Source organism: Collimonas sp. OK242 (assembly GCF_900107095.1).
GTDB lineage: Bacteria > Pseudomonadota > Gammaproteobacteria > Burkholderiales > Burkholderiaceae_D > Collimonas.
Map to the genome: position 1 here is coordinate 113,679 of NZ_FNOR01000002.1, position 12,583 is coordinate 126,261.

The following is a 12,583-nucleotide window of genomic DNA, read 5'->3' on the forward strand; positions in this document are numbered from 1 at the left end:
TTACATCTTCTGCGGATAGTACAGCTGGTAAAACCAGGAGCAGGCAGTTTCGATTTGCGCCTGTATGCGCGGCGGGATGTCATGCCGTTTCGGCTTGCTTATCTGCCGCGCCTGTTTGTGGCTGTATTTCATGTGGTAATGACTGTCGCTTTCCTGGATGCCTATCTGCAGGCGATCGGGATCGATTTCGAAGGGCGATAATCCTAGCCAGGAATAGACATTCGCCATACACGCCGACGGCCGTTCCATCAAGTCTTCAAACCGAATGAAATACAGGCGATCCTGCACATGTTTCGGCAAATCGGGAACCGCATGCAAGGAGATTAACGGAGCGCCGATGGCCTTGTCTTTGGCGAACAGCATGTCGGCGCGCCCGAAGCGGTCGAAATCTGCCAGGTGATCGATGAAATCGACCAGGATCGTACGCTGGTGCTGCGCTTCTATCGATCCGTAAATTTGTCCCAGTTCGCGCAGGCACACGATCAGCTTGGCGTTCGGCTCGACATGCAGCAGCAGTTCTATCGCGTGCAGCCATGCGCGGTTCTTGTCCACCACGGCCTTCTTGTTGCAATCATGATGCCAGCCGCGCAGAAAACCCTGCATCGCCGACGTCAGGTGGGCATAGCTTTGCTCGAATTGATTATCCAGCTGCGACAGGAAGAAAGAATCGTCGCTGATCATGCGCCGGATTCCCAGCAAGGTATTACACAGAGGGGAACTCTGTCCTTCGCAATGAATTTCCGGATGCTGGCCCAATAGCTGACACAGCAGCGTGGAACCTGCCCTGGGTAAGCCTGTTACGCCGACGAATGCTGGAATCATCAGAAATGCCCTTTGCTTTCAAATTGAATGACTGCTGGACTGTTCGTCAGATATTACCGCATCCTGCATCAATGTAACCACTGTTTGGCCATTGATATACCGTACGCCGCGTATCATATAAGCTGCTGATGCGCCGCCATCGAAGCGCACTGTATTGCATGGAGTTTTCAATGAAAAAAAACCTGACTGCGGTACCGCATGCCTTGAATGCATCGCAGCGTGCTGCGCACTATGGCCACCGCGGCGCGGTCATGTGGCTGACTGGATTATCTGCGTCAGGCAAATCCTCGCTTGCCATGGCGCTTGAACAGGCGCTGACGGAGCTGGGATACTCCTGTTACGTACTCGATGGCGACAATATACGCAACGGCCTGAATGCAAATCTCGGTTTCAGCCCGGAGCACCGGACAGAAAACATCCGGCGCGTGGGCGAGGTCGCCGCATTGTTTGCGGATGCCGGCCTGATCTGCATTACCGCTTTCATTTCACCGTATCGTGCCGATCGCGCACGCGCCCGGCAATCCTGCGGCGACGCGTTTCACGAAATACATGTTTCTGCCGACCTGGCGACCTGCGAATCGCGAGATCCCAAGGGCCTATACAAGAAAGCGCGCTGCGGCGAATTGCGAGAGTTTACCGGTGTCAGCGCGCCATATGAGATACCGGAGCAGCCGCAACTTGCTATCGACACCGCTCGCGAAGGTATCGCCGCGAGCGTGACCAAGCTTGTGGCGTACGTAGTGCGCAATGTGCCGCTTGCTTCATAGCGTGCTTTGTAGATTGTTTCATGAGGTTTTCCTTTCGCCGATATCGAAAATGAATCTGCTAATCGTTGATTGCGGTCCAGGCGATCAGATGATGCCGCCGTTGGCGCGCAGGATCTGGCCGTTGATCCAGCCGCCGTCGGCGCCGGCCAGGAAGGCGACAGCGGCGGCGATATCCTGCGGCTGGCCCAGGCGCTCAAGCGGCGCCAGCTTGGACAGGCGCTCGACCAGTTCTTGCGGTTTGCCGTTGAGGAACAGATCCGTCGCAGTCGGCCCGGGCGCCACGGCATTGACAGTGATATTTTTGCCGCGCAGCTCCTTGGCAAGAACGCTGGTCATGGCTTCCACCGCAGCCTTGGTGGCGGCGTACACGCCATAAGTTGGTTGCAGCATGCCGACCACGCTGGACGAGAAATTGATGATACGGCCGCCGTTGCGTAGCCGTTTGGCTGCTTCGCGCAGCGTGTTGAAACTGCCCTTGAGATTGATGGCGACCTGGCGGTCGAAACTGGCGTCATCGGTTTCGCCTATGCTCGCATTGACCATGATGCCGGCGTTGTTGACCAGTACGTCGACGCCGCCGAATGTCCGTTCCGCGGCATCGAACAGGGCGCGCACGGCTGCCGGGTCGCTGACATCGGCCTGCACCGCCATTGCCTGGCGGCCTTGTTGCAACAGTTGCTGCGCCAGCGTTTCGGCGGCGGCTGCGCTGCCGGAATAGTTGATGATCACGGCAAAGCCGTCGGCGGCCAGGCGTTGCGCGACTGCTGCGCCGATGCCGCGTGAAGACCCGGTGACGATGGCTACTTTTTGCTGGTTCATTTGATGCTCCTTGAAGTTGCTTGAGTGTTGCAGAATGTTGCCTGAACCACCCTTGTGCTCCTGGATATCAGTTTGCCGGGCGGTGAGTACATCATGCCCGTTTGTTTTTTATGGATAAAGCAGCGTAAATTGCCAATACTTTTCAAAAATAATCAACAATAAATCTGATGGGAACCGAGCGTGGTTTCCGAAAACCGCCGGGGCTGCTGTCCGGATGGCTGCCAGATGCATCGCTCTCGGCGGTTTGCCGTCGAAGCCTAAGCGGGTCGGTGCGTAGACTCCAGATGGGCGCAATTAGGCGCCCACTCTACGTATCAGTTAGGTTAATGCCTTATAGGCTTCATCAGGTCAGTTAGGTAGTCTGATAAAGTCGTCAGGACAGGAGCTAGCATGGCAACCGTGACATTCGATACCTTGAAATTTGTAAAGACACTGGAGGCTGCGGGCGTCCCTTTTTCGCAGGCCGAAGCGCTTTCTGATGCTGTTCGCGATTCGCATGAGGCGGCTGATGTCGCGACCAAACGTGACATTGTCGACGTAAAACGTGACGTTGACGATGTGAGGCGCGATGTAGGTGATGTGAGGCGTGATGTTGATGGTGTGCGCAAAGATATGCAAGCGATGGAGACGCGCATTGACGCCAAGCTTGAAAAATTGGAACTGCGCTTAACTGTCAAGCTAGGCAGCATCGTTGTATGCACTCTTGGCGCTTTTACCGTGCTGTCTAAATGGATCGCCTGATCAAATCTGCGTCATCATCCCGTCATTGAGCGGTTCTATCCCGGTCAAATCCTGTCAGATTTTTACTTCGTGAAATAATGCCGTTGGTACGAGGCAGCGTTCTGCATTGCGCCAGACAAGCGCCAATGCCGCAGCACTGACGTCGATCTCCGCTGCCTGTCGTCGAAACCGAAGCGGGTCAGTGCCTGGACACTGACCCGCTTCGCGATGCCGGATGGCGGGCTCCAACTAGTCGCGGATTTCCAGGGCGCGATTAAGGCTGAGTGCAGCCAACGAGCAAGCCGCGCCTGACAGCAGGTAGAAGCTGACATAGGCCAGACCGAAATGCGCTGAAAGGCCAAGCGCCACCAGTGGTGCAAAGCCCGCGCCGACCAGCCAGGACAGGTCGGAGGTGAGGGCGGCGCCGGTATAGCGGTATTTTGCAGGGAAGTTGGCGGTGACGGCGCCGGCTGCCTGGCCGTAGGACAGTCCAAGCAAGCTGAAGCCGAGCAGGATGAACGCATTTTGGCCAAAATCGCCGCCATTCATCAAGGACGGCACAAAGGCGCTCAGCACCGCGATCAGCAAAGCGCAGGTGCCAAGAGTGGTGCGCCGGCCGAAACGGTCGGCAATCAAGCCGGAAGCGATCACGCCGAGCGCCATCAGAGCCGCGCCAATGACCTGGATGATCAGGAAGTCGCTCACCGAACGCATCGAATACAGGCTGATCCATGACAGCGGGAACACGGTGACCAGGTGGAACAGGGCGTAGCTGGCCAAGGCGGCCAGGGCGCCGATGATGACATTGCGGCCTTGCGAACGCGTCATTTCCAGCGCATTGGTCGGTTCCAGTTCGCGTTCGTCGAGCAGGTGGGCATACTCAGGGGTCGACACCAGGCGCAAGCGGGCGAACAGCGCCACGACGTTGATGGCGAACGCCACGTAGAACGGATAGCGCCAGCCCCAGTCGAGGAAGTCTTCCGTGCTCAGGTTCGATATCAGGTAGGCGAACAGGCCGCCGGCGATCATGAAGCCGACCGGCGCGCCCAGCTGGCCCAGCATGGCGTACCAGCCGCGCCGGTTCTGCGGTGCATTCAGCGCCAGCAGCGAGGGCAGGCCATCCCAGGAGCCGCCCAGCGCTATGCCTTGGCCGATGCGCAACAGCGACAGCAGGACGATAGAGGCGAAGCCCAGGTGCTGGAAGGTCGGCAGGAAGGCGATGCCGGCCGTGGAAATACCTAGAATGAAGAGCGCCGCGGTAAGCTTGACCTCGCGCCCGAGGCGTTGTTGGATCGCCATGAACAGCACGGTGCCAAAAGGTCTTGCAAGGAAGGCAAAGGAAAAAATCACGAAGGCGTAAAGCGTGCCTTCCAGCTGCTGCTCGAACGGGAAGAAAACAGAGGGAAACACCAGCACCGAGGCCATTGCGTAGACGAAAAAGTCGAAATATTCAGACGCACGGCCGATAACTACGCCGATAGCGATCTCGCCCGGGGCGATTTTTGCATGGTCTGATTTGGCGTTTCGCGCATTACTGACGGTCGAATGCGACGAGAAATTAGCGGAAACTTCGCCATTATGGCTATGGGTGCTCGTCATCATAATATTGTCTCTTATTAGGTTTCTATTAATGGCCTTGCCAACCGGCCGTGTCGAACCCTTCCCGATGATGAAGTGCAGTCCCCGCAAATAATGAAACTTTTAAGCTCCATTACCCTCGAAGCCCCGCACTGGCAAGGGTAGGACAAAACGTCCAATCGCCAACGCATACCAGCCAGTGTACATTATCACGATCTGATAGCTTTGACGGTACTTTTCCCCTATGGTTTCTCACATATTTCGGCGCGGATTGCTCCTCCTTCTCCTTGTTTTGTTGGCTGGTTGCAACACTGTGGTGATGAATCCATCCGGCGACATCGCCTCGCAGCAGGGCCGCCTCATCGTGGTCTCCACCATTCTGATGCTTCTGATCATCGTTCCGGTGATTGCGCTGACGATATGGTTTGCCTGGCGCTACCGCAAAAATAACACTGCAGCACGCTACGAACCGGACTGGGATCACTCGACCCAGCTGGAACTGGTGATCTGGGGCGCGCCGCTGCTCATCATCATCGCTCTCGGCCTGCTGACCTGGATCAGCACCCACACCCTTGACCCGTACCGGCCGATATCGCGCCTGGATGCGGATCGTCCGATTCCCGCCGACGCCAAGACGCTCACGGTGGAAGTGGTGGCGCTGGACTGGAAGTGGCTGTTCATCTATCCAGAACAGGGCATCGCTACCGTTAATGAACTGGCGGCGCCGGTCGATATGCCGATCCGTTTCAAGATCACCTCATCCGCCATCATGAATTCCTTCTACATTCCTGCGCTGGCCGGCCAGATCTACGCCATGCCGGGCATGCAGACTTCCCTGAACGCGGTGATCAACCGGCCGGGCGAGTACGATGGTTTCTCGGCCAACTACAGCGGCGCCGGGTTCTCGGACATGAAGTTCAAATTCCACGGCATGACTCCGGAGAATTTCGAGCATTGGGTGCAAACCACCAAGGCGGCAAGCCGCAAACTGGATCGGGCCGACTACCTGCAACTCGAGCAACCAAGCGCGAAGGAGCCGGTACGCTACTACGGCGCGGTCGACCCAAGCCTGTATCACGCCATCGTCAATCGCTGCATCGAGCCAGGCCAGACGTGCATGGACAAAATGATGGCTGCCGACGGCGGCCATCAGATGACGAACATGACGAAGCACAATGACTAATCGCTTGCAATATGCGCAGGCAGCGCTCGGTGCTGCCTGCGGCGGCGCTGCAGCATGTGCTGAATGCGCGGTGGGCGCCGCGTTTCCCTTTTTCACCGGAAAGTAACGATGCTAGACAATATTGATCTGACCAGGCTGATCTTCGGCCGTCTCACCTGGGAAGCCATTCCCTATCACGAACCGATCCTGCTGGCGACCTTCGCCATGGTAGCCATCGGCGGCATCGCAGTGCTTTGGGCGCTGACGCATTTCCGCCTGTGGGGCACTTTATGGCGCGACTGGTTCACCAGCATCGACCACAAGAAGATCGGCATCATGTACTGCATACTCGGGCTGGTGATGCTGCTGCGCGGCTTCGCCGACGCCTTGATGATGCGCGCCCAGCAGGCGTTCGCTTTCGGCGATTCGGCCGGCTTCCTGCCGCCGCATCATTACGACCAGATCTTCACCGCGCACGGCGTGATCATGATCTTCTTCGTCGCCATGCCATTGGTTACCGGCCTGATGAACTACGTCGTGCCGCTGCAGATCGGCGCGCGCGACGTCGCATTCCCATTCCTGAACAACTTCAGTTTCTGGATGACCACCTTCGGCGGCGGCCTGGTCATGGCTTCCTTGTTCGTCGGTGAATTTGCGCGTACCGGCTGGCTGGCGTATCCGCCGCTGTCGGGCATTCTCGCCAGTCCGGATGTGGGGGTCGATTACTATATCTGGGCGTTGCAGATTGCCGGGGTAGGGACGCTGCTGTCCGGCATCAACCTGATTGCGACCATCGTCAAGATGCGCGCACCGGGCATGAACATGATGAAGATGCCGGTATTCACCTGGACCGCCTTGTGCACCAACGTGCTGATCGTGGCGGCTTTCCCGGTGCTGACTGCGGTGCTCGCCATGTTGTCGCTGGATCGTATCTTCGGCACCAATTTCTTTACCAATGACATGGGCGGCAACGCCATGATGTATGTCAACCTGATCTGGATCTGGGGCCACCCCGAAGTTTACATCCTGATCCTGCCGGCGTTCGGCATTTTCTCGGAAGTCGTTTCGACGTTCAGCAGCAAGCGCATCTTCGGTTATACCTCGATGGTCTACGCCACCGTGGTGATCACCATCCTGTCCTACCTGGTGTGGCTGCATCACTTCTTCACCATGGGTTCCGGCGCCAGCGTCAATTCCTTCTTCGGCATCACGACGATGATCATTTCGATCCCGACCGGCGCCAAGATTTTCAACTGGCTGTTCACCATGTATCGCGGCCGCATCCGTTTCGAAGTGCCGATGCTGTGGACTATCGGCTTCATGATCACCTTCGTCATCGGCGGCATGACCGGCGTGCTGCTGGCAGTGCCGCCGGCCGACTTCGTCTTGCATAACAGCCTGTTCCTGATCGCCCACTTCCATAACGTGATCATCGGCGGCGTGCTGTTCGGCATGTTTGCGGGCATCAATTTCTGGTTCCCGAAAGCGTTCGGCTACAAGCTGGATGATTTCTGGGGCAAGTGCTGCTTCTGGTTCTGGACTATCGGTTTCTACGTCGCCTTCATGCCGCTGTACGTGCTCGGTTTGATGGGTGTAACACGCCGCCTGGGCCACTTCGAAGATCCGTCGCTGCAGATCTGGTTCCAGATCGCAGCGGTTGGCGCGGTATTGATCGCCCTCGGCATCGCCGCGTTCGTGGTGCAGCTGATCGTCAGCTATCGCAATCGTGAAGCGCTGCGCGACCACACCGGCGATCCATGGGGTGCGCGCACCCTGGAATGGTCGACCTCGTCGCCGCCGCCAGACTACAACTTTGCGTTCACGCCGATGGTGCATGACAACGACGCCTGGCACGACATGAAGAGCCAGGGTTACGCCCGGCCGCAAGATGGCTTTACCGCCATCCACATGCCGAAGAACACCAGTGCCGGCTTCATCATCGCCGCGCTTGCCGCAGCCTGCGGTTTCGCCCTGATCTGGCAAATGTGGCTGGTGGCCGGCCTCGGCTTTGCGGCAATGGTGGCCGCGGTCATCATCCACACCTTCAATTACAACCGCGATTACTACATCTCGGCGGACGAAGTCGTCCGTACCGAGGGTCAACGCACACGCTTGCTGGGTAGCCATGTCTAAGATTACACAAACTTCCGCCGGCGCCATGAGCGCTGACTCAAGCTCCCTGAGTGCGCGCTTTTTCGTGCGCGAGCATCACCCGGAAAACGGCACCTTGCTCGGCTTCTGGCTCTACCTGATGAGCGATTGCCTGGTGTTCGCCTGCCTGTTTGCGACCTATGCCGTACTTGGCCGCAACTATGCCGGCGGCCCGACCGGCGCCGAACTGTTCGACCTGCCGCTGGTGGCAGTCAACACCACGCTGTTGCTGCTGTCGTCGATCACCTATGGTTTCGCCATGCTGGAGATGCAGCGCAAGCGCAAGGGCGCTACCCTGGCCTGGCTGGCAGTGACCGGCTTGTTCGGCGCTTGCTTTATCGGCATCGAGCTGTTTGAATTCGCACACCTGATCCATGAAGGCGCGGGACCGCAACGCAGCGGCTTCCTGACCTCGTTCTTCGCGCTGGTGGCAACGCACGGCTTGCACGTCACCTTTGGCATCATCTGGCTGATCACGCTGATGTTCCAGGTCAAGCGTCATGGACTTACCCCTGAGAACGGCCGGCGCCTGATGTGCCTGTCCATGTTCTGGCACTTTCTGGACGTGGTCTGGATCGGCGTCTTCACCTTTGTCTATCTGATGGGAGTTTTGCCATGAGCGGCGGACATCAAGAACATCCGGCCCGCGTCGTCGGCCACGGCCACGACGGTCATCACGGCCACACGCATGCCGATCACGGCAGTCTGAAAAGCTACACCACCGGTTTCATCCTGGCAGTCATTCTGACGGCCATTCCTTTCTGGCTGGTGATGGGTAAAGTCATCGACAAGTCCAGCACTACGGGACTGGTTCTGCTGGGCTTCGCTGCGGTGCAGATCGTTGTGCATATGGTGTATTTCCTGCACATGAACACTAAATCCGAAGGCGGCTGGTCGATGCTGGCGCTGATCTTCACGATCATGCTGGTGTTCATCATGCTGAGCGGTTCGTTATGGGTGATGTACCACCTGAACCACAACATGATGCCGGGCATGATGCCGGACTCGACGGAAGTCGTGCCGGAGTCGATGCACGACATGCCCGACACGCACGGCGCGCGCAGCATGGAAGATGTGCACAATATGCACAATATGAAGATGCAATGAAGCGGCCGCAGCACGGCACGGTGACGGACGGCAAGGGCGCCGCAACTGCTACGCTCCAGCCTCGCTCCCGCTCCGCAACCGTGCTGCTGTTGCTGGCCATCTGCGGCGGGCTGCTGTTTGCCGGGCTAGGCAGCTGGCAGCTCAAGCGCCTGCAATGGAAGCTCGATCTCATCGAGCGGGTTGAGCAAAGAGTACGCGCGCCAGCCGTTGCCGCTCCCGGCCCCGAACGCTGGCAGCACATCAATGCCGGCGCCGACGAATATCGGCGCGTCCGGCTCACAGGTACTTTCCTGTATGGGCTCACGGCGCGGGTCCAGGCTGTTACCGAACTTGGCAGCGGCTTCTGGCTGCTGACGCCGCTGCGCAGTGCAGACGGCAGCGTGGTTCTGGTCAATCGCGGCTTCATCTCCACCAAGGAAAACGATCGCCATGACGCTGCGGATAGCGGTGTCGAGGTAGTTACAGGACTCCTGCGCATGAGCGAGCCTGGCGGCGGCTTCCTGCGCCACAATGATCCTGCCGCTGACCGCTGGTATTCACGCGATGTGCAAGCCATCGCAGCGGCACGTGGCCTGACGCAGACGGCACCTTATTTCGTGGATGCGGACGCGAAGGGCGTAACTGAAGCCGGCGTCAGCCCTCAGGCTAAGGGGCAACAGTACCCGATCGGCGGTTTAACGGTGATTGCCTTTCACAATAATCATCTGGTTTATGCTCTCACTTGGTATGCTCTTGCCTTGATGGCGGCGGGCGCCTGTTTTTGGGTTGGCCGCGAGGAAAGGAATTCGCGGCGCAGCGCCGCCGCCAATACTGATGGTATCGACCGTGAAAGTGAAGATGGCAAGTAAAATTGATATTCTTGCAAAGACCGAGGACTTGAAACGCCGCGGCACGGTGGCGGCCGGGGTTGAAAATGCCGCCGGCCACAAGAATATGCTGCAGCTGATCCAACTGCGCTGGATCGCCGTGATCGGGCAGATCACGACTATCGCTATCGTCATCCTCGGCTTTGGCATTCAGCTGCCGCTGCCGGACATGCTGAAGGTGCTGGCCTGTCTGGTGGCCTTCAACATCGCCAGCCATCTGCGCTGGCATGAACGGCGGGTGGCAAGCAACGGCGAATTGTTCCTGGCGCTGCTGGTCGATGTCGGCATCCTGACCGCCCAGCTGTTTTTGAGCGGAGGAACCTCCAATCCTTTCGCCTTCCTCTATCTGCTGCAAGTGATTCTCAGCGCCGTATTGCTGGAAACCTGGTCGACCTGGATCATCGTTGCCATCACCAGCGCCTGCCTGGCCGGTTTGTCGCTGTTTTCCGATCCCTTGGCATTGCCGTCCGATCATGGCAGCGTCTTGTCCAGCCTGTATGTCGAGGGCTTGCTGATTTGCTTCGTACTGAACGCGGCTCTGCTGGTGTTCTTCATTACCCGCATCGGCCGCAACCTGCGGGCCGGCGACGCCCAGCTGGCCGATTTGCGCCAGCGCGCGGCGGAGGAAGATCATATCGTCCGCATGGGCCTGCTGGCTTCGGGCGCTGCGCACGAACTCGGCACCCCGCTAGCTACCTTGTCCGTGATCCTGGGCGACTGGCGACGCATGCCGGAGTTCAGCAAGAATAGCGAATTACTGGAAGAGATCAGTGAAATGCAGGCCCAGCTGCAGCGCTGCAAGAGCATTGTCAGCGGCATTCTGCTGTCGGCCGGCGAGGCGCGTGGCGAATCGTCCGTGAAGACCACCATCAGCACTTTTTTGAACGATCTGGCCAAGGAGTGGTGCGCGACCCGGCCGACTGTCTCGTTTGCCTATGAAAACCGGATAGAGCAAGATATGCCGGTAGCCTTCGATTCCGCCCTCAAGCAGATGATCTGCAATGTGCTCGACAATGCGCTCGAAGCATCGCCGCAATGGGTAAGCCTGGAAGCGAGCCGGGAAGCCGATGCGCTGACCTTGGTGGTGACCGACGCCGGCCCCGGTTTTGCTCCCGCGATGCTGGCGCAGATAGGCAAACCCTATCAGTCGAACAAGGGGCGCCCCGGCAGTGGCCTGGGCCTGTTTTTCGTCGTCAATGTCGCCCGCAAACTGGGCGGCACCGTGACCGCCCGCAATCGGGAGCAGGGCGGAGCGCTGGTCCAGCTTACCCTGCCTCTGGCGGCGATCAGCCTTGAAGAGGAAACCCCGCATGGCGACTGATCGTCTGCTGTTGATCATCGAAGACGACGCGACCTTCGCCCGCACGCTCGGCCGCTCATTCGAGCGCCGCGACTATACCGTGTTGCTGGCGACGAATCTGGGTGAGGCTGCCGCGCTGCTACGCCAGCATTCGCCGGGCTACGCAGTAGTCGACCTCAAGCTCAACGACAGCACCTCCGGACTAGCTTGCGTCCAGATGCTGCATCAGCATGATCCCGCCATGCTGATCGTGGTGCTGACCGGTTTCGCCAGCATCAACACGGCGGTTGAGGCCATCAAGCTTGGCGCTTGCCAATATCTGGCCAAGCCGTCCAATACCGATGATATCGAGGCTGCTTTCGGCCATGTAGCCGGGATTGGCGAGATCGAACTGAGCAATCGCTCGACGTCGATCAAGACCCTCGAATGGGAACGCATCCATGAAGTACTGGTGGAAACCGGTTTCAATATTTCCGAGACCGCGCGGCGCCTGGGGATGCACAGGCGCACGCTGGCGCGCAAGTTGGAGAAGCAGCGCATCAAATAACTGCAACAGACAAAGCTCATGCACCGGAACGGCGATGACTGCATATCGACTGTTCCCTTGTTGACGTGGTTTTCGCTGCAATTTACGCGTATTTACGGTCTATTGCTTGCAAGTAATAGAACTTGATCAACACTATAAGCTGCTTCCTCGGACTTGGAAGAGACGAGGCGGCAATAGCGGCTGTTCATTTCAGCCATTTTTCTATTTGCTTATGGAGTTCCATCATGTCAGCTATCCTGTCCCAGCATCCGGTCGCCAAAGAAAACAAAGCAGAAGTTACCCCGCTGCCGTTTATCGTCTTACGGCCCGGCCTGCCAAAAACCTTCCACCATTCGATCGATGTTTACCTGAAAGACTCGAATGCCACCGGGAATATCTATTTTGCCCGGCATTTTGAATGGCAAGGGATCTGCCGCGAACGTTGGTTTTTCGAGTGCATTTCTGCCGACATGTTGCAATCGCTTGGTGTTTTCATTACCAAGGAGGCGCAACAGGAGTATGTGTGCGAGACATTTGCATTTCAAAAGATTGCGTGCGAAGTCAACACTTTCGCTATCAAGCAATGTTCGTTTTCATTGTTGTTCCGATTTCTTGTAGATGGCAAACTTGTTGCGAAGGGCCATCAGCAAATAGTTTTCGCCAACAAGGAAAAGAGAATCACGCGCTTGCCTGAGCACATTCTTGAAAAAATCCGGGAATACGAAGTCGAATGAAGGGCGCGAACGAAGGGAGTAATCTCTTGTT

At 57.8% G+C, this 12,583-nt stretch carries 13 protein-coding genes; 10 read left to right on the top strand and 3 right to left on the bottom strand.

Going from position 1 to position 12,583, the window contains the following annotated elements; genetic code table 11:
• Positions 1 to 822, bottom strand: coding sequence for a sulfotransferase family protein (locus BLV81_RS02120; RefSeq protein ID WP_092351942.1), 822 nt, complete (start codon positions 820 to 822; stop codon positions 1 to 3).
• A gap of 170 nt (positions 823 to 992) precedes the next feature.
• Here BLV81_RS02120 and cysC point away from each other — a divergent pair, with 170 nt between their 5' ends.
• Positions 993 to 1,589 carry an adenylyl-sulfate kinase gene (gene cysC / locus BLV81_RS02125; protein ID WP_218134236.1) on the top strand — a complete coding sequence of 199 codons (597 nt, stop codon included), beginning with the start codon at positions 993 to 995 and terminating at the stop codon, positions 1,587 to 1,589.
• A gap of 84 nt (positions 1,590 to 1,673) precedes the next feature.
• Here the strand turns inward: cysC and BLV81_RS02130 are convergent, their stop codons facing one another.
• On the bottom strand, positions 1,674 to 2,408 hold the full coding sequence (locus tag BLV81_RS02130) for an SDR family oxidoreductase (RefSeq protein ID WP_092351946.1): 735 nt from the start codon (positions 2,406 to 2,408) through the stop codon (positions 1,674 to 1,676).
• A gap of 390 nt (positions 2,409 to 2,798) precedes the next feature.
• On the opposite strand from BLV81_RS02130, the gene BLV81_RS02135 reads away from it, so the two are divergent.
• Positions 2,799 to 3,149 (top strand): hypothetical protein, encoded by a 351-nt coding sequence (locus BLV81_RS02135; RefSeq protein WP_092351948.1) that lies wholly within the window; start codon positions 2,799 to 2,801, stop codon positions 3,147 to 3,149.
• Between the two features lie 228 nt (positions 3,150 to 3,377).
• On the opposite strand, the gene BLV81_RS02140 is transcribed toward BLV81_RS02135, so the two are convergent.
• Positions 3,378 to 4,727, bottom strand: coding sequence for an MFS transporter (locus BLV81_RS02140; protein WP_092352331.1), 1,350 nt, complete (start codon positions 4,725 to 4,727; stop codon positions 3,378 to 3,380).
• Positions 4,728 to 4,950: 223 nt separating this feature from the next.
• Between BLV81_RS02140 and cyoA the strand changes: the two genes are divergently transcribed.
• The 8 genes from cyoA (at position 4,951) to BLV81_RS02180 (ending at position 12,552) form a co-directional block, all read left to right on the top strand.
• Positions 4,951 to 5,889: a ubiquinol oxidase subunit II gene (gene cyoA / locus BLV81_RS02145; protein WP_092351950.1), complete on the top strand. Its 939-nt coding sequence runs from the start codon at positions 4,951 to 4,953 to the stop codon at positions 5,887 to 5,889.
• 108 nt (positions 5,890 to 5,997) lie between these two features.
• On the top strand, positions 5,998 to 8,001 hold the full coding sequence (gene cyoB / locus BLV81_RS02150) for a cytochrome o ubiquinol oxidase subunit I (RefSeq protein WP_092351952.1): 2,004 nt from the start codon (positions 5,998 to 6,000) through the stop codon (positions 7,999 to 8,001).
• Positions 7,994 to 8,638 carry a cytochrome o ubiquinol oxidase subunit III gene (gene cyoC / locus BLV81_RS02155; protein ID WP_092351954.1) on the top strand — a complete coding sequence of 215 codons (645 nt, stop codon included), beginning with the start codon at positions 7,994 to 7,996 and terminating at the stop codon, positions 8,636 to 8,638. The genes cyoB and cyoC overlap by 8 nt, the downstream gene beginning before the upstream one ends.
• Positions 8,635 to 9,126 carry a cytochrome o ubiquinol oxidase subunit IV gene (gene cyoD / locus BLV81_RS02160; RefSeq protein WP_092351956.1) on the top strand — a complete coding sequence of 164 codons (492 nt, stop codon included), beginning with the start codon at positions 8,635 to 8,637 and terminating at the stop codon, positions 9,124 to 9,126. The genes cyoC and cyoD overlap by 4 nt, the downstream gene beginning before the upstream one ends.
• The gene (locus tag BLV81_RS02165) at positions 9,123 to 9,974 is read left to right on the top strand and encodes an SURF1 family protein (RefSeq protein ID WP_092351958.1); all 852 of its coding nucleotides are present in this window, start codon (positions 9,123 to 9,125) and stop codon (positions 9,972 to 9,974) included. Before cyoD ends, BLV81_RS02165 begins: the two co-directional genes overlap by 4 nt.
• On the top strand, positions 9,964 to 11,313 hold the full coding sequence (locus BLV81_RS02170) for an ATP-binding protein (protein ID WP_092352333.1): 1,350 nt from the start codon (positions 9,964 to 9,966) through the stop codon (positions 11,311 to 11,313). The genes BLV81_RS02165 and BLV81_RS02170 overlap by 11 nt, the downstream gene beginning before the upstream one ends.
• Complete coding sequence (locus BLV81_RS02175) at positions 11,303 to 11,839, top strand: response regulator transcription factor (protein ID WP_092351960.1); 537 nt, start codon at positions 11,303 to 11,305, stop codon at positions 11,837 to 11,839. Before BLV81_RS02170 ends, BLV81_RS02175 begins: the two co-directional genes overlap by 11 nt.
• 224 nt (positions 11,840 to 12,063) lie before the next feature.
• Positions 12,064 to 12,552: an acyl-CoA thioesterase gene (locus BLV81_RS02180; RefSeq protein WP_092351962.1), complete on the top strand. Its 489-nt coding sequence runs from the start codon at positions 12,064 to 12,066 to the stop codon at positions 12,550 to 12,552.
• Positions 12,553 to 12,583 lie beyond the last annotated feature (31 nt).

Coding starts and splice junctions, on each gene's coding strand:
- BLV81_RS02140 (WP_092352331.1), bottom strand. CDS start 4,727: ATGACGAGCACCCATAGCCATAATGGCGAAGTTTCCGCTAATTTCTCG.
- BLV81_RS02170 (WP_092352333.1), top strand. CDS start 9,964: ATGGCAAGTAAAATTGATATTCTTGCAAAGACCGAGGACTTGAAACGC.
- BLV81_RS02120 (WP_092351942.1), bottom strand. CDS start 822: ATGATTCCAGCATTCGTCGGCGTAACAGGCTTACCCAGGGCAGGTTCC.
- BLV81_RS02130 (WP_092351946.1), bottom strand. CDS start 2,408: ATGAACCAGCAAAAAGTAGCCATCGTCACCGGGTCTTCACGCGGCATC.
- cyoC (WP_092351954.1), top strand. CDS start 7,994: ATGTCTAAGATTACACAAACTTCCGCCGGCGCCATGAGCGCTGACTCA.
- BLV81_RS02135 (WP_092351948.1), top strand. CDS start 2,799: ATGGCAACCGTGACATTCGATACCTTGAAATTTGTAAAGACACTGGAG.
- cyoD (WP_092351956.1), top strand. CDS start 8,635: ATGAGCGGCGGACATCAAGAACATCCGGCCCGCGTCGTCGGCCACGGC.
- cyoA (WP_092351950.1), top strand. CDS start 4,951: ATGGTTTCTCACATATTTCGGCGCGGATTGCTCCTCCTTCTCCTTGTT.
- cyoB (WP_092351952.1), top strand. CDS start 5,998: ATGCTAGACAATATTGATCTGACCAGGCTGATCTTCGGCCGTCTCACC.
- cysC (WP_218134236.1), top strand. CDS start 993: ATGAAAAAAAACCTGACTGCGGTACCGCATGCCTTGAATGCATCGCAG.
- BLV81_RS02165 (WP_092351958.1), top strand. CDS start 9,123: ATGAAGCGGCCGCAGCACGGCACGGTGACGGACGGCAAGGGCGCCGCA.
- BLV81_RS02180 (WP_092351962.1), top strand. CDS start 12,064: ATGTCAGCTATCCTGTCCCAGCATCCGGTCGCCAAAGAAAACAAAGCA.
- BLV81_RS02175 (WP_092351960.1), top strand. CDS start 11,303: ATGGCGACTGATCGTCTGCTGTTGATCATCGAAGACGACGCGACCTTC.